The organism is Sphingomonas montanisoli (genome assembly GCF_008274695.1).
Lineage (GTDB): Bacteria > Pseudomonadota > Alphaproteobacteria > Sphingomonadales > Sphingomonadaceae > Rhizorhabdus > Rhizorhabdus montanisoli.
Genome location: NZ_VTOU01000001.1, coordinates 1010158 through 1027294 on the forward strand (window position 1 = coordinate 1010158; position 17137 = coordinate 1027294).

Annotated in this window: 17 protein-coding genes; 6 read left to right on the forward strand and 11 right to left on the reverse strand. The window is 63.6% G+C overall.

Going from position 1 to position 17137, the window contains the following annotated elements; translation table 11 throughout:
• Entirely contained in the window at positions 1–321 is a 321-nt protein-coding gene (locus FYJ91_RS05010) for a 2Fe-2S iron-sulfur cluster-binding protein (RefSeq protein WP_149521147.1), read from the forward strand.
• Positions 322–439: 118 nt separating this feature from the next.
• Complete coding sequence (locus FYJ91_RS05015; protein ID WP_149521148.1) at positions 440–1795, forward strand: aromatic ring-hydroxylating oxygenase subunit alpha; 1356 nt, start codon at positions 440–442, stop codon at positions 1793–1795.
• Positions 1796–1863: 68 nt separating this feature from the next.
• Here the strand turns inward: FYJ91_RS05015 and FYJ91_RS05020 are convergent, their stop codons facing one another.
• Entirely contained in the window at positions 1864–3240 is a 1377-nt protein-coding gene (locus tag FYJ91_RS05020) for an amidase family protein (RefSeq protein WP_219822555.1), read from the reverse strand.
• A gap of 160 nt (positions 3241–3400) precedes the next feature.
• On the opposite strand from FYJ91_RS05020, the gene FYJ91_RS05025 reads away from it, so the two are divergent.
• Positions 3401–4156 carry an SDR family NAD(P)-dependent oxidoreductase gene (locus tag FYJ91_RS05025; RefSeq protein ID WP_149521150.1) on the forward strand — a complete coding sequence of 252 codons (756 nt, stop codon included), beginning with the start codon at positions 3401–3403 and terminating at the stop codon, positions 4154–4156.
• A 9-nt stretch (positions 4157–4165) separates the two neighbouring features.
• Here FYJ91_RS05025 and FYJ91_RS05030 read toward each other — a convergent pair whose 3' ends face one another.
• The 3 genes from FYJ91_RS05030 to FYJ91_RS05040 are packed head-to-tail and all read right to left on the reverse strand — an operon-like array spanning position 4166 to position 6348.
• On the reverse strand, positions 4166–4576 hold the full coding sequence (locus tag FYJ91_RS05030) for a GFA family protein (protein ID WP_149521151.1): 411 nt from the start codon (positions 4574–4576) through the stop codon (positions 4166–4168).
• A 3-nt stretch (positions 4577–4579) separates the two neighbouring features.
• Positions 4580–5455 carry an SDR family oxidoreductase gene (locus tag FYJ91_RS05035; protein ID WP_149521153.1) on the reverse strand — a complete coding sequence of 292 codons (876 nt, stop codon included), beginning with the start codon at positions 5453–5455 and terminating at the stop codon, positions 4580–4582.
• Positions 5456–5475: 20 nt separating this feature from the next.
• Positions 5476–6348: a MaoC/PaaZ C-terminal domain-containing protein gene (locus tag FYJ91_RS05040; RefSeq protein WP_246152433.1), complete on the reverse strand. Its 873-nt coding sequence runs from the start codon at positions 6346–6348 to the stop codon at positions 5476–5478.
• Between the two features lie 239 nt (positions 6349–6587).
• Here FYJ91_RS05040 and FYJ91_RS05045 point away from each other — a divergent pair, with 239 nt between their 5' ends.
• From FYJ91_RS05045 to FYJ91_RS05055, 3 genes are all read left to right on the forward strand, one after another.
• Entirely contained in the window at positions 6588–7370 is a 783-nt protein-coding gene (locus FYJ91_RS05045; protein WP_149521155.1) for an alpha/beta fold hydrolase, read from the forward strand.
• Positions 7371–7381: 11 nt separating this feature from the next.
• Complete coding sequence (locus FYJ91_RS05050; protein ID WP_149521156.1) at positions 7382–8572, forward strand: LLM class flavin-dependent oxidoreductase; 1191 nt, start codon at positions 7382–7384, stop codon at positions 8570–8572.
• A 227-nt stretch (positions 8573–8799) separates the two neighbouring features.
• A complete protein-coding gene (locus FYJ91_RS05055) occupies positions 8800–10290 on the forward strand; it encodes an aldehyde dehydrogenase family protein (RefSeq protein WP_149521157.1) in 1491 nt (496 codons plus the stop codon).
• Between the two features lie 195 nt (positions 10291–10485).
• On the opposite strand, the gene gdhA is transcribed toward FYJ91_RS05055, so the two are convergent.
• From gdhA to rpmD, 7 genes are all read right to left on the reverse strand, one after another.
• Positions 10486–11844, reverse strand: coding sequence for an NADP-specific glutamate dehydrogenase (gene gdhA, locus FYJ91_RS05060; protein ID WP_149521158.1), 1359 nt, complete (start codon positions 11842–11844; stop codon positions 10486–10488).
• A 150-nt stretch (positions 11845–11994) separates the two neighbouring features.
• Positions 11995–12189, reverse strand: a complete 195-nt coding sequence (locus tag FYJ91_RS05065) for a hypothetical protein (RefSeq protein ID WP_149521159.1) — start codon at positions 12187–12189, stop codon at positions 11995–11997.
• A gap of 215 nt (positions 12190–12404) precedes the next feature.
• Positions 12405–13055: an adenylate kinase gene (locus FYJ91_RS05070; RefSeq protein ID WP_149521160.1), complete on the reverse strand. Its 651-nt coding sequence runs from the start codon at positions 13053–13055 to the stop codon at positions 12405–12407.
• Positions 13052–14419 carry a preprotein translocase subunit SecY gene (gene secY, locus FYJ91_RS05075; RefSeq protein WP_149521161.1) on the reverse strand — a complete coding sequence of 456 codons (1368 nt, stop codon included), beginning with the start codon at positions 14417–14419 and terminating at the stop codon, positions 13052–13054. The genes FYJ91_RS05070 and secY overlap by 4 nt, the downstream gene beginning before the upstream one ends.
• 114 nt (positions 14420–14533) lie before the next feature.
• The gene (gene rplO, locus FYJ91_RS05080) at positions 14534–15088 is read right to left on the reverse strand and encodes a 50S ribosomal protein L15 (RefSeq protein ID WP_149521162.1); all 555 of its coding nucleotides are present in this window, start codon (positions 15086–15088) and stop codon (positions 14534–14536) included.
• 91 nt (positions 15089–15179) lie between these two features.
• Positions 15180–16694 carry a hypothetical protein gene (locus FYJ91_RS05085; RefSeq protein WP_149521163.1) on the reverse strand — a complete coding sequence of 505 codons (1515 nt, stop codon included), beginning with the start codon at positions 16692–16694 and terminating at the stop codon, positions 15180–15182.
• A 260-nt stretch (positions 16695–16954) separates the two neighbouring features.
• Complete coding sequence (gene rpmD, locus FYJ91_RS05090) at positions 16955–17131, reverse strand: 50S ribosomal protein L30 (RefSeq protein WP_127746249.1); 177 nt, start codon at positions 17129–17131, stop codon at positions 16955–16957.
• Positions 17132–17137 lie beyond the last annotated feature (6 nt).

Below are 17137 nucleotides of genomic sequence, written 5' to 3' on the forward strand. Positions count from 1 at the left end.
ATGATCCGCGTAACCTATATAGAAGCTGACGGCACCGAGCGAACCGGCGAAGGCAAGCCGAATTTCTCGGTCATGGAAGTCGCCCAGTCGGCGGGCGTCGAAGGCATCATCGCCGAATGCGGCGGCGCCTGTTCGTGCGCGACCTGCCATGTGCTGGTCGAGCCCGAATGGATGGACGCGGTGGGAGCCGCATCCGAGGTGGAGAACGAGCTGCTCGAGTTCAGCGAATATGTTGCTCCGAACAGCCGCCTCTCCTGTCAGATCGCGCTGACGCAGGCGCTCGACGGCCTCGTCGTCCGTGTGCCGCCGAAGCAGGGATGATCGGATAGAGCGTCGCCATAGAGGAAAAAGCGTCGCGATTGAGAATTGTCAAAGCGCGTTGTATTTTTTCAGGGAATGCCATTAGCCGGCGCGGAATGCGCCTTTGAAATCTGCGGGGATGACCATGAAGGACGTGTCGATCAAACTGCCCGAGCCCGTCCGGCCCGATTTCGTGCCGGCCGACGCTTATGTCTATCCGAGCTATGTTCAGCTGGAGGAAGAGAAACTCTGGCCCAAGACGTGGCTGCTCGCCGCGCGCGAGGAGGAGATGCCGCGCCCCGGCGACTTCGTGACCTTCGACATCGGCAAGGATTCGATCCTGGTCGTCCGTCAGGCCGACAAGAGCATCAAGGCGTTCTACAACGTCTGTCAGCATCGCGGCCGCCGCCTGAAAGACACGCATTGCGGGCGCACCGGCAAGATCATCCGCTGCAACTTCCACGGATGGCGCTTCAACATCGACGGTTCGATCGAAAGCATCCTGAACCGCGAAGACTGGGACGGCTGCGACAGCTTCTCCGACGACCAGGTCAACCTGAAGGAAGTGAAGCACGACACCTGGGGTGGCTGGATCTGGATCAGCATGGATCCGAACATCGAGCCGCTGCACGATTATCTGCAGCCGGTGACGGCGCTGCTCGATCCGTTCGAGCTGGAGAAGCAGCGCTTCCGCTCCTACACCACGATCGTCGTGCCGTGTAACTGGAAGGTCGTCGTCGACGCCTTCAACGAAGCCTATCACTCGGCCGCGACGCACCCGTCGGTGTTCAAGCATGGCTGGCCTTCGTCGACCACCAAGGCACTGGGCAAGCATGGTGCCTTCTACCAGCCGGGCGAACCTTCGATCGACCGCAGCGAGAAGGTGCTGCCTTCGGTCGTCGATGCGAGCGTGAAGGAGAAGATCCAGTACAAGACCCAGCGTCTGTGGGATTATGCGGGCAGCATGATCACCCCGATGCTGCTGGAGGCGACCAAGCGGCTCGACGAGCTGCCCGCCGACGCCGACGACATGACGGTGCTGATCAAGCTCGGTGAGTTCCACAAGGAAGAGTTGGCCAAGGCCGGCATCGAGTGGCCCGCCGGCCTGACCGGCGAGTTCCTGATGAGCGACGCGCCGACCGACATCCACATCTTCCCCAACACCACCCTGGTGCCGGGCGGTGACGCCACCCTGTGGCACCGGATGCGCCCGAATGGTGACGACCCCGCATCGTGCCTGTGGGACTTCTGGGCGCTCGAACGTTTTCCCGAGGGCCAGGAACCCGAAGTGGGCCGCGACTTCTATCCGTCGCCGAAGGAATTCGAGGGCAAGAACCCGTTCCTCGAGGAAGATTTCGGCAACATGGAAGCGACCCAGAAGGGCATGCTGTCGCGCGGCTTCCACGGCGGGCGCACCAACCCGGTCCAGGAAGTCTCGGTCTCGAACTTCCACCGCGTCCTGTACGAATATTACAGCGCGCCCGACGAGGCGTGATCGCCTGAGCCAGTGACGCTGAAATGAAGAGGGCGGCTCCTGCGGGGGCCGCCCTTTTTCGTTGCCATTCAATATCCGGCCGGCGCCCGATATCCACCGAACGCTTCCTCGATCAGCCTCGCAAAGCGGATCGGGGTGCGGTCTTCCAGCGACGGGCCGATGATCTGGACGCCGATCGGCAGTCCGCCCGCCGTCTGCGCGATCGGAGCCGATGTTGCGGGCAGATGGCCGAAGGTCGCTGGCGCAATCCAGCCGATCTGACCGAAATAGGGGCTGTCCTCTCCGCCGATGCTCAACACACGCTTCATCGGTTCGGCGTCGTTATGCGGAAAGGCCGCCGTGCCGAATACGGGGCTCAGTACGATGTCGACTTGTCGGAATGCGGCCGCAAACGCCCGCTGAAAGCGCGCCTGATGGTTCAGGATCTCGATCCAGCCATGCGCATCGATCGCCGCGGGCTGACCCGAACGCGCGCTCGTGATGGTCGTCACCATCGTTCCATAAGCGGCGCGTGCCGCCGCCAGGTCCGGCAGGATCGACGTGTCGCGGATGATCGTCACATTCGCCATCGCCAGCCTGTCGACCAGGTCGGATAGTGCGCCCGCAACTTCAGGATCGATCGCAAGGTCGCCGATCGCATCGACCACCAGCACACGATAGTCCGACAGTTGCTTTCCACGCGGTTCGCGTAGCGCCAAACTGTAACCGGCCGCCATGTCGCTATCCGGCCCGGCAAGCACCGTCATCGCGATCTCCAGGTCGCGCGCCGTCCGCGCCATCGGACCGACCACCGACAAAGGCGGGAAGGCGCCCGGTTCGCCAGCGGGCGGAACATGGCCGCGTCCAGGGATCAGCTGCCAGCTGGGCTTGTGCCCATAGACGCCGCAAAAGGCCGCCGGCACGCGGATCGATCCGCCGATGTCCGATCCGAATTCGAGCGCGACCATCCGCGCCGCCAGCGCCGCCGCCGATCCGCCCGATGAGCCGCCCGGCGAGCGGCCAGTATCATAGGGGTTGTTGGTGCGGCCGTAGATCGGATTGACACTCTGCCAGTCGGCAAGCCAGGTCGGCACGTTGGTCTTGCCCAGGATGATCGCGCCCGCCGCCTTCAGTCGCTCAACGCCAAGCGAATCCGAACCGGCGACGGCGTTGCGGAACGGCTCGAACCCCCATGTCGTGGGTAGGCCGGCTACATTGTGCGATTCCTTGACGGTCATCGGTAGGCCCAGCAGCGGCCGACGCTCACCGCGCGCGATCGCCGCCTCGGCCTCCCCCGCTGCCACCAGCGCGCGATCGAAATCGCGCACCACGACCGCGTTGATCGCGCCGTCGCGCGCATCGATCCGGGCGATCGCCGCCTGCGTCAACTCGACCGCGCCGATCGTCCCCGCCGCCAGCGCCGCGACCTGCTCATGCGCCGACAGGTCCAAAAACTCGTCCGCCACCGTCCCCTCCTCTTTTGCAGCAGAGGGGTGCAGCATCAGGCAGGAGCGATCAACCCTATCCTGGGGATAGCCCTTCCTCCTTCCCGGAAAGCCGCATCGCGTGATTTGTGGGCGCCACGACGCTCGTTACACATCGTCTCAACAATAGAGAGGATGGACGATGCCGGAGGGAAGAACCGCGATCGTGACAGGCGGCGGGCAGGGTGTGGGGCGCGGGATCGCGCTGGCGCTCGCCAGGGCGGGGGCGAAGATCGCGCTGGCGGGGCGAACGGTCGACAAGCTCGATACCGTCGTGCGCGAGATCGAGGCTGCGGGCGGCGTCGCGCACGCGTTCGCATGCAACGTCAAGGATGCGGCGTCGATTGGCGCGCTCGTCGAGGGGACGGTGGCGGCGTTCGGCGGGGTCGATATCCTCGTCAACAATGCTCAGGAGGTCGCGCTCGGCACGATATTGTCGGTGTCGGACGCCGATTTCGAGGCGAGCTTCGATTCCGGGCCGCTCGCAGCACTGCGGCTGATGCGGCTGTGCCATCCCTATCTGAAGACGTCGGGGCACGGGATCGTCATCAACCTCACCACATCGGCCACGCGGCGCTGGGACATGGCGGGGTTCGGCCATTATGGCGCAGTGAAGCGCGCGACCGAGTCCCTTACCCGCGCGGCGGCGGCCGAATGGGGCGAGGACAATATCCGCGTGCTGGCCGTCGCACCCCATGCGGACTCGCCGGGCCTCAAATGGTGGATCGAAAACAACTCCGAGGAAGCCGCCGCCTTCTTCAAGACGATCCCCTTGCGCCGCATCGGCCGGTGCGAGGAGGACATCGGCGCGGCGGTCGCCGCCTTGTGCGGGCCGGCCTTTGGCTATGTAACCGGCGCGGTGATCCCGCTGGATGGCGGGCAGGCGAACTTCGCCTGAAGGGCGGCGCTAAACCCCCGGCGGAATCGTGTCGAACGTTGTTAGGCCAGCCGGCGGTGCGTCCCACGGGTGGGCGCGGCTGGCGTAGGTGGCGAAACCCATGTCGAGGGCCGAAGGATCGTCGAGCGTGCCGGCGCGGACGATGACGACATCGCCGAGCATCGCTGGACGACCGAAGATCGTGCTGCCGCAGGAAGGACAGAAGGTCCGCACGACTTCGCTGCCGCTGTCGCCTTGGCGTACATAGTCCTTCGCCTCACCGGTGATCGCCAGGCCCGCCGCGGGGAAGACCACGAAGGTCATGTGCCCCGTCCCCGTCTCCCGCTGGCAATCGCGGCAATAACATTTGCCGGCAAGTTGCGGCGGATCCTGCGTTGCGTAACGCAGGCTACCGCACACGCATCCGCCGGTGATCGTCATGGCTTAGCGCGGCTCGGGCAGCGGATCGGTGTAGGTGGGATCGGCGCTTTCGCCCCAACCGGCGGCGATGCGGGCGGCGAAGTGGTCCGACATGCCCTTATATTCGGGGTGGGTGAAGACGTAGAAGCGGTTCTCCTCGACCGCCTTCAGAACCGCCTGCGCGACCTTATACGGGCTCATCGCGGCTTCCATGAACTCGGCATAGCCATCCTTGAAGCCGTCGGGCGTCACGTCGTCGCCATAGGTCGCGACCTGGAGCGCGGACTTGCGGACGTCGGTGGCGACGGTGCCCGGCGCGAGCATCGAGACGCCGATGTTCGGAAACTCGTCCATCAGCTCGAGGCGAAGCTGTTCGGTCAGGCCGACCGCGCCGAACTTGGTCGCGACATAGGCCGGCGGCAGGCCCGCATATTGCGGCATGATCCCGGCCATCGAGGTGGTGTTGACGACATGCGCCTCCCCTCCGCGCTTCTTGAAGCGGGGAACGAAGGTCTGAATGCCGTAAAAGGGGCCGGAGAAGTTGACGCGGGTCAGCAATTCCCACTCCGCAGGCATCATCTCGTCGAGCGGCTTCACGCCCACGACGGCCTGCGCGCCCGATGTGCCGGCATTGTTGCACAGGACCGAGATCGGGCCGATCGCCGCCTCGGCCGCATCCGCCGCCGCCTTCCAGCTTTCGGGATTGCCGACGTCGAGCTGGACGGCGACCGCTTCACCGCCCGCGGCGCGGATCTTCGCGGCGGCTTCCTCGGCCGCTTCGACGCGGATATCGGCGATGGCGACCTTCGCGCCCTTCTCACTGAACGACTGCGCGAGGCCGAAGCCGATGCCGCTGGCCGCACCGGTGATGAACACGCCCTTGCTCTTGAAGTCCTTCATCGTCGCTCTCCCGTATCTTGTTACGCGATGGTCGCCTTGCCGCCGGTCAGCACGATCTGGTCACGCTCCACCACGCGGCAGCGGAAGGCGACGTCTCCGTCGCCCAGCTTCCAATATTCGGTGCGGATCGTCTCGCCCGGATAGACCACGCTGGCGAAGCGCGCGCCGACGCGCTTGAGCCGGGTCTGATCGCCATCGGCGAGGCCCGCGACCAGGCCGCGCGCGGCGATCGCCCAGTTGCACAGGCCCATCAATATCGGCTTGGGGAAGCCCGCCTTCGCGGCGACCTTGGGCACCGAATGGAGCGGATTCGTGTCCCCCGACAGGCGGTAGATCAACGCCTGCTCGTCGCGGGTGGCGAGATCATAATAGCCGTCCGGATCGCGATCGGGGGCCGCGGCCGCCTTGGGCGCGCCCTCCATCGATCCGCCGAAGCCGCCGTTTCCACGCAGCATATAGACCGATCGGTTGATCGCGACCGCCTCGTCATCCGCAAAGACCGTGCGGCTGACCTGCATGATCGCGCCGCCTTCCGCCCCGCGATCCCAGATGCCGTCGACCTTGTTGGTCGAGGTGAAATTGGCGCTGGGCGGCATCGTACGGAGCAGCTCGATCGCCTCCTCGCCATGCAGGATCTTGTTATAGGCGATACCGTAGCGCGGATCGGCATACATACCCGCCGAAATCGCGACGACCGCGCCCATCGTTGGGAAGCTGGCGATCTTGTCTTCCAGCACGAAGCGAAGCTGTTCGGGATCGTCGATCGCCGAAATGCCGAAACCGACACCCAGATTGTAGATGATCGTGTCCTTGACCGACCAGTCCTGCTTGCCCTTGCCTTCATAGGCCATCAGCAGGTCATAGTTCAGCTTCGGGCTGTCCGCCTCGCTCACGCACTTCCTCCCCATCCGTTCGTTGGCCGAACGATCCTGCCGGTCATTGCCCGGCGGGCGCAAGGGCGGCTTCCTCAAATGGGGTAGGCCGCCCCTCAATCCTCTCCCGCCAGGGGGAGGATTAGAGTTGATGCGCTTTTGCGATCGAAACGCGCTCCCAAAAATCATTGGCGTCATGGACCGATCGGTTCGATATTGCGCTCCAATCAACGCCTCCACGGCAGAAAGGAGAGCGCGTGTTGGAGAGTTTGCCTCTTGAGAGGATCGACGTCGCGAGCGTGGGTGCCGAGCGCGTCAAGATGGGGAGCGGGCGGCCGCTACTTTACCTGCACGATGGCGGCGGGATCGAGTTCGGCGCGGCGTTCATCGAGCGGCTGAGCCAGAATTACGAGGTCCACGCGCTCTCGCATCCGGGCTTCGGCGGCAGCGACCTGCCCAGCCATTATGATAGCGTCGATGATCTCGCCTTCTTCTATCTCGATTATATCGAGCAGGAGGGGCTGGAAGACGTCGTGCTGGTTGGCGCGCAGTTTGGTGGGTGGATCGCCGCAGAGATCGCGACGATGGGGAGCGACCGCATCAGCCAGGTCGTGCTGATCGACGCTTATGGCATCAAGGTCGGTTCGCGCGACAAGCAGGATGTCGCCGACATATTCTACCTGCTGCCCGAAGTGATCGCCGAGATGGGCTGGCACAGCCCGCGCCCCGGCACCAAGGCGCCGACGATCGAGGGCGCGCGGCGGATCGCGCGCAACCGCGAGAGCCACTCACTCTACGGCTGGTCGCCTTTGCTCCACAATCCCAAGCTGGTGCACCGGCTTCACCGCATCACCGCGCCGACTTTGGTGCTGTGGGGCGAGAGCGATCGGCTGGCGCCGGTCGATTATGGCCGCGCCTATGCCGAACGCATCCCGGCTGCACGCTTCGAACTGATCAAGGAGGCCGGCGCCCTCCCCCATGTCGAGCAGACCGAAGCGACCGCGCGCGCGATCGAAACCTTCGTCGCGCCCGTCACGGCCTGAGGAGAGCCAATATGCGTTTCTGGCACTTCACCGAGCAAAGCTATCACCCCGGCTGGGACAAGACGACCGACCCGCTTCGCATCGTGCCACCGAGTTCGATGATGGACCGCGAGGTCGTGGCCGATCTGTTCCACCGTTATCTCGACGAATATCGCCTGGCCGACGAACTCGGCTTCGACATCATGGTCAACGAGCACCATGCGTCGATGACGTGCATGTCCTCCGTCCCCGCCATCCCGATGGCGGTGCTGGCGCGCGAGACGAAGAAGGCGCGGCTGCTGTGCCTGGGCGTGCCGATGGCGAACCGGATGGACCCGCTGCGCGTCGCCGAGGAACTGGCGATGATCGACATGATCTCGCGCGGGCGGCTGGAGTTCGGCTTCGTCAAGGGGTCGGGCTGGGAACTCTACATCTCCAATTCGAACCCCGCGCGGATGATGGAGCGTTTCTGGGAGGCGCACGACCTGATCCTGAAGGCGTGGGCGACGCGCGACGGCCCCTTCAGCTGGGAGGGGAAGCATTTCCATTACCGCACGGTCAACGTGATCCCCGGCATCTGGCAGCACCCGCACCCGCCGATGTGGATGCCGGGCAGCAGCGCGATGTCGGCGAAGATCGTCGCGCAAAAGGGCTATACGCTCGCCAGCTTCCTGTGCGGGCATCAGGCGAAGGCGACCTTCGCGGGCTATCGCAAGGTCTATGAAGAGACGTGGGGGCGCGAATGTCCGCTCGATCGACTCGCCTATCTGGGCATGGCGGTGACGGCGGACAATCAGGCCGAAGCGGAGAAGCGCGCGCATGCGCTTTATGCCTATTGGTCTACCGTGCCGCGTTCGCCCGCGGGCACCTTCAACCCCGCCGGCTATGCGCCCGTCGAGGCGAATGCGCAGGCTTATCTGTCCGGGCCGGCCAAGCAGATGTCGATGGGCCTGCTGCCCGATGGCAAGCCGCTGCCCGCAAAACCCACGCTGGACGAACTGGCCGAAGCCGGGCTGCTCTTCTGGGGTAAACCCGATCAAGTGGTGCATCAGATCCAGCGCTTCGCCGATCAGGTCGGCGGCCTCGGCCACTTCCTGATGATGGGCCAAGGAGGATATCTCGACCACAAGGACACCGCCGACAGCCTGAAGCTGCTGGCGAAGGAGGTCTATCCGGCGTTCAAGGACAGCGCGCCCAGCCCGGAGCCCATCGCGGCGGAATGATCTCCCGCCGCTAGACTCGTCATTGCGAGCATAGCGAAGCAATCCATTCCGAACTGCGGAGTGGATTGCCGCGTCGCCTCCGGCTCCTCGCAATGACGAAATGGCAAGACGGACCGGGTTATCGCCTACCCCAGAACTGGTAGGTCGGCCCGAGCGGTTCGGTTATTTCCTCGACACGCAAAGCGAGACGCCGTGCACGCGCGGAGTCCCCAGGAGGAGCCTGACCCATGTTGTCGCCATTCGCGAACCACGCCGAGAAGCTGAAAGCCGACTTCCTGCCCCGGAAGCACAAGCTGTTCATCAACAACCAGTGGGTCGACCCCGTCGATGGCGGCACGCTCGACGTCTATAACCCGTCGACCAAGCAGAAGCTGGCGACTGTCGCAGCGGGCAACGCCAAGGACATCGACCTGGCGGTGAAGGCGGCGGAGAAGGCCTTCCACGGCCCGTGGAGCAAGTTCACCGCCGCGCAACGCACCGCGATCATGCACAAGCTCGCCGACCTGATGGAAGCGAACATCGACGAACTGTCGACGCTGGAAGTCATGGACGCGGGCAACCCGATCATGCACGTCCGCCACGGCGATATCGCCATGGCCGTCGCCTATCTGCGTTATTATGCCGGCTGGACCGACAAGCTGTTCGGGCAGGTGCCGATGTCGAACAGCGGCCCCGAAATGCTGTCTTATTCGACGCGCCAGCCCGTCGGTGTCGCGGCCGCGATCACGCCGTGGAACGCGCCGATGATCCTGTCGATGTTCAAGATCGCGCCGACGCTCGCATCGGGCTGCACCTTCGTCCACAAGCCCGCCGAACTGGCGCCGATGACCGCTTTGCGCTTCTGCGAACTGGTGCTCGAAGCCGGCATCCCCGAGGGCGTGTTCAACGTCGTGACCGGCACCGGCCCCGAAGCCGGCGCCCCGCTCGCGTCGCACCCGGGCGTCGCCAAGGTCGGCTTCACCGGATCGACCGCGACCGGCGCCGAAATCCTGCGCCTCGCCGCCCCCACCTTCAAGCGCGTGACGCTCGAACTCGGCGGCAAGTCGCCGGTGTTCATGTTCCCCGACTGCGACGTCGATGCGGCGATCGCGGGCATTTCGAACGGCATCTTCTACAAGACCGGCCAGTTCTGCGCCGCGGGCACGCGCCTCTACATCCACGACAAGATCTACGACAAGGTCGTCGCGGGCTTCGAGAAGCATGCCAAGGCCGCCAAGGTCGGTCAGCCGCTCGAAACCGACACGACGATGGGCCCGATCATCTCGCAGAAGCAGCTTGATCGCGTGACCAACTATCTCGAGATCGGCCGCAAGGAAGGCGGCGAAATCGTGACCGGCGGCAACCTGCTGCCCGGTGATGGCTATTTCATCGAGCCGACGCTGATCGCCAATGTCGACCAGACCAAGACGCTGGTGAAAGAAGAGATCTTCGGTCCGGTGCTGGTCGCTCAGCGCTTCACCGACTCGCACGATCTCGACACGCTCGCCGCGTGGGGCAACGACACGCAATACGGGCTGGCCGCGCGCATTTGGACCACCAACCTGCGCAACGCGCATGGGCTGGCCGCGCGGCTCGATGCGGGCACGATCACGATCAACAACGGCTTCCTGGGCGACCTCGACTTCGGTGGCTTCAAAAGCTCGGGCCTGGGCCGCGAACTCGGCCAGTACGGCATCGAGAGCTACCTGGAGCACAAGAGCATCGCGGTGGGGTTCTAACCGCAAATCCTCCCCGGCACGGGGAGGTGGCGCCGAAGGCGACGGAGGGGGCTGGTCTCGGGCGATACCGCCAGCCTTCTGCCCCCTCCACCATCCTGCGGATGGTCCCCCTCCCCGTTCCGGGGAGGATCAAGAAAGCAAAAGGGGCGCCGGATCATCTCCGGCGCCCCTCTTCGTTTCAACTGTCGTGAAGGATCAGACGACGCCGTAGGCGAGCATCGCGTCGGCGACCTTCTTGAAGCCGGCAATGTTGGCGCCCTTCACATAATCGATATGGCCGTCCGACTGGGTGCCATATTCGACGCAGCGCGAATGGATGCCCTGCATGATGTCGACCAGGAGGCGCTGAAGCTCCTCTTCCTTCCACGAAATGCGCGCCGAGTTCTGGCTCATTTCGAGGCCCGAGACGGCGACGCCGCCCGCGTTCGCGGCCTTGCCGGGGGCGTAGAGGATCTTGGCGTCCTTGAAGACGTGGACGCCTTCCAGCGTGGTCGGCATGTTGGCGCCTTCGGACACCGCCATGCAGCCATTCTTCACGAGCAGGCGGGCTTCATCGCCGTTCAGCTCGTTCTGGGTCGCGCAGGGCACCGCCACGTCGCAGGTGACGCCCCAGGGACGCGCACCGCCGCCGTGGAATTCCGAACCCTTGAACTCCTTGACATATTCGGAGATGCGGCCGCGCTTCTTGTTCTTCAGATCCTTGACCCAGTTCACCTTGTCTTGGCTGATGCCTTCCGGATCATAGATGAAGCCTTCGGAGTCCGAGAGGGTCAGCACCTTGCCGCCGAGCTGGTTGATCTTTTCGGCCGCGTGGGTCGCGACGTTGCCCGAGCCCGAGATGACCGCAGTCTTGCCGACGAGGTCCTGGCCCTTGTTCTTGAGCATCTCCAACAGGAAATAGACCGCGCCATAGCCGGTCGCCTCGGTACGGATCAGCGAGCCGCCATATTCGAGACCCTTGCCGGTGAGGACGCCGGTGAACTCGTTGGTCAGGCGCTTATACTGACCGAACATGAAGCCGATTTCGCGACCGCCCACGCCGATATCACCCGCGGGGACGTCAACGTCGGCGCCGATATGGCGATAAAGCTCGTTCATGAAGCTCTGGCAGAAGCGCATCACTTCGTTCGGGCTCTTGCCCTTCGGGTTGAAATTCGAGCCGCCCTTGCCGCCGCCCATCGGGAGGCCGGTGAGCGCGTTCTTGAACGTCTGTTCGAACGCCAGGAACTTTAGCACGCTTTCGGTCACCGACGGGTGGAAGCGGATGCCGCCCTTGTAAGGCCCGATCGAATTGTTGTTCTGGACGCGCCAACCGCGCTGGACGCGGATATTGCCGCTGTCATCCTCCCAACAGACCCGGAAGCTGATCACGCGATCGGGCTCCGCGATGCGGCGCAGGATCTGATATTTGTGATATTCTTCCTTGTCGGCAATGAAGTCGTAAATGTCTTCGGCGACTTCCTGCACCGCCTGAACGAACTCCGGCTGACCGGGATTGCGCTTCTTCACGCCATCGATGAACGTCGGCAAGTCGACATGATCTGAAACGGCCATCTGGCACCTCCCCCTGCTGAAAACTGCCAAGTCCATTGCCCTGGGACGAGGCTCTGATCACAGGCATCCCGCGAAATTGTTACGACGGCAAGGGGATAAGCGACTTACGACCCAAATAATTGCGAAGGCGCAGAAATATTATCGTCTAAATCAGGCGAGCGTGGGGTAGGCGAAACCGACCAGCAGGATGAACAGGATCAGTGCGATCAGCATCGCCCAATGCCACAATGTCCTGGCATAACGGATGAGCAAAACGATCCACGCCTGCGTTTCCTGCAGTGCGCGTGACCGGCGGCGCCGGCGGCGTTTCCTGATCTTCGGTTGGGGCTCCATCGCGTTCGGCATCCGGTCTCTAAAGCTTAGGCAACCATGAAAATACCGTAAAGCCAAGAGAATTTCAGTTTTGGGACGACAGCGCCGTAACGACGACCACTCGACCGATCATCCCTCAAAAAGGGGATAATCGCGAAAACGGAGAAGGGGCGGATATGGTCGCCATCGCGCCATATCCGCCCCCTGCATTTCTTCGCCTCCCCCGCGCGTGGGGAGAGGATCGAGGATCACTTGCCGTCGAGGATCGCGGCGATCTGCGCGGAAACGGCATCCATCGCGGCCATGCCGTCGACCCGCTTGACCAGTCCACGCGCTTCGTAGGTCGGCAGGATCGGTGCGGTCTTGGCGCGATATTCGGCCATGCGCGTACGCACGGTTTCCTCATTATCGTCGGGACGGCGCTTGAACTCGGTCGACTGGCAGACGTCACAGACGCCTTCGACCTTGGGCTGCTTGAACGTGTCGTGATAGCCCGCACCGCACTTGGCGCAGGTGAAACGACCGGTGATGCGCTCGACCAGCGCATCCTCGTTCACTTCGAGTTCGATCACATGATCGAGCGTGCGACCACGGCTCTTGAGAATTTCGTCGAGCGAGAGCGCCTGGGCTTCGGTGCGCGGATAGCCGTCGAAGATCGCGCCGGCATCTTTGGCCATCGAATCGAGCTTCTCGCCGATGAGGCCGGAGACGATCTCGTCCGAGACGAGCTGCCCCGCTTCCATCACGGCCTTCGCCTGCAACCCGATCGGGGTTTCGGCCTTCACGGCCGCGCGAAGCATATCCCCGGTGGAGAGCTGGACCATGCCCCGCTCCGCCACCAGTTTCTCCGCCTGCGTGCCCTTGCCCGCCCCCGGGGGGCCCAACAGGATGATGTTCACCTACGCATTCCCCCCTTGAGCTTCGCCTTCTTGATCAGGTCACCATATTGATGCGCGAGCAGGTGACTCTGGATCTGCGTGACGGTGTCGATCGTGACGTTGACGACGATCAACAGGCTGGTGCCTCCCAGATAGAAAGGGATGCCCGCCTGCGCGACCAGATATTCAGGCACCAGACAGATGAAGGTCAGGTACGCCGCACCCAACACTGTGATGCGCGTCAACACATAATCGAGATAATCGGCGGTCGTCTTGCCCGGACGGATGCCAGGAATGAAGCCGCCATAACGCTTCAGATTGTCCGCGGTCTCTTCCGGATTGAAGACGACGGCGGTGTAAAAGAAGCAGAAGAAGATGATGCCAAACGCATAGAGCGCCATGTAGAGCGGCGTGCCGTGCTGCAGATACTGGTTCACGGTGATGATGAAATCACCCCAGGTGCTCTCACCCGCGACGCGCTGGCCCGCAAACTGGCTGATCGTCAGCGGCATCAGCAGCAGCGACGAGGCGAAGATCGGCGGGATCACGTTGGCGGTGTTGATCTTCAGCGGCAGGAAGCTCTTGTCCCCCTGCATCATACCCTTGGCCGTTTGACGCTTGGGGTATTGGATCAGCACCTTGCGCTGCGCACGCTCCATGAACACGATCAACGCAACAAGGCCGATCACGCCGATGATCACGCCGCCGATCAGGATCGGCGACATCGAACCGGTGCGACCACCTTCGAACACGTTGGCGAGCGCGGTCGGCAGCTGCGAGACGATGCCCGCCATGATGATCAGCGAGATGCCGTTGCCGATGCCGCGGCTCGTGATCTGCTCACCCAGCCACATCAGGAACATCGTGCCGCCGATCAGCGAGATCACGGTGGTGACGCGGAAAAGATATGGATTGACGATCACCGCCTCGATACCCGAGCTGGTGCCCCAGGTTTCAAGGCCCACAGCGATGAAATAGCCCTGGATCGCGGTCAGCAGCACCGTGCCGTAGCGCGTGTACTGGTTGAGCTTCTTGCGGCCGCTTTCGCCTTCCTTCTTGATCGCGGCGAGCGCGGGCGACAGCGAGGTCGCCAGCTGCACGATGATCGAGGCGGTGATGTACGGCATCACGCCCAAAGCGATCAGCGACATGCGCGTCAGCGCCCCGCCCGAGAAGGTGTTGAAGAAATCGAGCACGCCGCCCTTGGTCGTGTCGAACAGCGTCTGCAACGCGCGCGGATCGAGACCCGGCAGCGGAACATGGCTGAGCAGACGGAAGACGATGAGCGCGCCCAGCGTGAACCACAGGCGCTTCTTGAGCTCGGTAGCCTTCGCGAATTGCGACAGACTCAGATTGGCGGCCATCTGTTCGGCGGCGGATGCCATGATGTGCTTTGACCCCAAAAAAGAACGGCGGAGCAGCCCGATGGCCCGCCCCGCCGCTCCATATAGTGCATGCTAAGGGCTTGTCAGCCCGAAAGCGGACAAGCGGCGAAAGGCTTAGGCTTTCGCAGCGGCCTTCTTGGCTTCCTTGTCGGCCGCACGCGCCTTCTGGACGGTGCGGTGCTTGGCCTTGTGCTTGTCAGCCGGATCGATGACCTCGATCACCTCGACCGAACCGCCAGCGGCTTCGATCGCGGCCTTGGCACCGGCCGAAACGCCGGCGACCTTGAACGAGAGCTTCGCGGTCAGCGCGCCCTTGCCCAGAACGCGAACGCCGTCCTTGCCGCCGCGAGCGACGCCAGCGGCCTTGAGCGCGGCATGATCGATCACGCCCTTGCTTTCCAGCGTGCCGGCATCGACCAGCTTCTGGATCGCGCCCAGGTTCACTTCGGCGAAGTCCTTGGCGAAGATGTTGTTGAAGCCACGCTTCGGGATGCGCATGTGGAGCGGCATCTGGCCGCCTTCGAAGCCGTTGATCGAAACGCCCGAGCGGCTCGTCTGGCCCTTCTGACCACGGCCGGCCGTCTTGCCCACGCCCGAACCGATACCGCGGCCGACACGGACGCGGCCCTTGCGGGCGCCGGGATTGTCACGAAGATCGTTGAGTTTCATGTCTGTGCACTCGCTTTCGCTATGTTCGCGCTTGATGGAAGGCGCGGCCCATAACGGCTGATGCGAGCTTTGTCACGCCGGAATCGCCGGATCAGCGTGCCACGACTTCACTCCACCGGCCGTCACGCCAGATGCGCGCCTGCGTGAAGCGCGGCAGATCTGGCCCGAATCGGACCGCGGTGAGGTGAACGAAACCGCATCCCGCGCCCCCCGTGCCTTCGGCCACCCGGCGGAAATCCGCAAAATGGGTCTGCTCACGGATGCCGCGATCGAACAGGAGGTTGATATAAGCGCGCGCAGGGCCGGCCATCGCGATCGTGGCGCAGGATAGATCCGTGCGCGCTCCAACCGCGGCGGCAAAGCGCCGGTTGTGGACATCGACGGCTGCCCATCCGGATCTCGCATCGAGCAAGTGCTGATAGCTCCAGACATTCTGTGCGAATGCGATCGCGAGCAGTGCCCAGGCAATCCAGATGCGCCGGCCCATCAACGTCATCGCGTAGGCAATCAGAATCGCCAGCGGCAGAATGAACTTGAGGCGATCATAGCTGAACCGAACGGCGTGCTGAAGCACGACGAGATTTTCGAGGAGCGGAAAGGCTGCGAGGAACAGGATCGGCAGAAAGATGCGGATGAACGGTTCGGGCAGCCGCGCCCTCCGTTGCCAGACGAGCACGGCCGCGGCAAAGCCGATCGGCAGGAGCAATCCATAGGACGTCCCGTAGCCCATCGCCAACTTGAGCGGATTCGCCGCCAACGCCGAGCGCGTCACACCTTGCCGCGCCAATGCCCGAAGCGTGTCGTTGAACCCGGCAAAGACCGCGTAATGCGCGATCATCAGGACAATGCCGAGCGCGGTTGCGCCCGCGATCAGCAGCGCGGGTCGCCGATAGGATGGCGCCTGCCGCCCCTTCCACGCAAAAAGGGCCAGAATGCCCGCGCTGAACACCAGGCACGTCCATTCGAACCACGGCCCCACGAAACAAATCACCGCAAGCGCGGCCAGCGGAACTGCGCAGCCGCGCGCATCGCGCCGCACGATTTCGAGCAGGCACAGGAGACCGAGGATCAGCACCAGTTGGTAGAGTTGCTGCGTCCAATAGATCGGGCCGTAAGAGAGCATCGCCTCGCACGCGAGTATCTGCGTCAGCGCGCCAGCGGCGGCGGCGGGCCAGATGCGATCCTTCGGGACATTCACTGCACGCAGCACCCGCACCAGCAAGGCCATCAGCGCGAGTACCACCCCTGCCTGGAGAAGGATGGTGAACTGAAACAACGGCAGCCGCCCCGGCTCCTGCCCGGTTACACGGAAATAGAGATAGGGCGCCAGAAAGCCTGCGATCGGAAACGACGCATAAACATAATGCCCCGACGAGAGCGGGAGCGTCGCACCCCAGGCGAGGCGCTTGTCCTGTGGCTTTCCGAGCGAGATGGTGGGCAGGAAATGATGCTCCGACGCCGGGCTTTCGGCGAGCGCCCGATCCGTTAGGATAACATGATACGTCGCTTCGAGATTGGGCGCGCCATCTGCAATGGACGGCAACTTCACGATGGCCGCCAGAACAAAGACCAGCCCGACCAGCATGATGCTCAACGCTCGCGTCATTTCGTCCCCCCTCGGCGAATGACGCGAATTAATTACGCAGATTTTCGGGAATTACTGCGCCTGGCCCGGGATACTGATCCGAAGCCGATCAGTCTCGGATCCGGATGTCAGTTGCTCCCCAAGGATGTGGTCGTAGCCGCAATGAGAGCGGCGCCTGCCGTCGGAAAAGAAAAGGCCCGCCGAGGAAAACCAAGGTTTCCTCAGGCGGGCCTGAACTTTGCGTCGACGCCGGCCATGCCGGCATCGGGTGCGATCGAGGATCAGTCCTCGACCTTCACCATGTGCTGCACCTTCTTGATCATGCCGCGCACTTCAGGGGTATCCTGCAGCTCGCGGGTGCGATGCATCTTGTTGAGGCCGAGGCCGATCAGCGTTGCGCGCTGATCGGGGGTGCGGCGGATCGGCGAACCGATCTGAGTGACCTTGACGGTAGCCATGTTCGA

What these genes read in the sequence shown, in the direction of transcription:
- FYJ91_RS05010 (WP_149521147.1), top strand. Translation starts at nt 1, where the DNA reads ATGATCCGCGTAACCTATATAGAAGCTGACGGCACCGAGCGAACCGGC.
- FYJ91_RS05015 (WP_149521148.1), top strand. Translation starts at nt 440, where the DNA reads ATGACCATGAAGGACGTGTCGATCAAACTGCCCGAGCCCGTCCGGCCC.
- FYJ91_RS05025 (WP_149521150.1), top strand. Translation starts at nt 3,401, where the DNA reads ATGCCGGAGGGAAGAACCGCGATCGTGACAGGCGGCGGGCAGGGTGTG.
- FYJ91_RS05030 (WP_149521151.1), bottom strand. Translation starts at nt 4,576, where the DNA reads ATGACGATCACCGGCGGATGCGTGTGCGGTAGCCTGCGTTACGCAACG.
- FYJ91_RS05035 (WP_149521153.1), bottom strand. Translation starts at nt 5,455, where the DNA reads ATGAAGGACTTCAAGAGCAAGGGCGTGTTCATCACCGGTGCGGCCAGC.
- FYJ91_RS05050 (WP_149521156.1), top strand. Translation starts at nt 7,382, where the DNA reads ATGCGTTTCTGGCACTTCACCGAGCAAAGCTATCACCCCGGCTGGGAC.
- FYJ91_RS05055 (WP_149521157.1), top strand. Translation starts at nt 8,800, where the DNA reads ATGTTGTCGCCATTCGCGAACCACGCCGAGAAGCTGAAAGCCGACTTC.
- gdhA (WP_149521158.1), bottom strand. Translation starts at nt 11,844, where the DNA reads ATGGCCGTTTCAGATCATGTCGACTTGCCGACGTTCATCGATGGCGTG.
- FYJ91_RS05065 (WP_149521159.1), bottom strand. Translation starts at nt 12,189, where the DNA reads ATGCCGAACGCGATGGAGCCCCAACCGAAGATCAGGAAACGCCGCCGG.
- secY (WP_149521161.1), bottom strand. Translation starts at nt 14,419, where the DNA reads ATGGCATCCGCCGCCGAACAGATGGCCGCCAATCTGAGTCTGTCGCAA.
- rplO (WP_149521162.1), bottom strand. Translation starts at nt 15,088, where the DNA reads ATGAAACTCAACGATCTTCGTGACAATCCCGGCGCCCGCAAGGGCCGC.
- FYJ91_RS05085 (WP_149521163.1), bottom strand. Translation starts at nt 16,694, where the DNA reads ATGACGCGAGCGTTGAGCATCATGCTGGTCGGGCTGGTCTTTGTTCTG.
- rpmD (WP_127746249.1), bottom strand. Translation starts at nt 17,131, where the DNA reads ATGGCTACCGTCAAGGTCACTCAGATCGGTTCGCCGATCCGCCGCACC.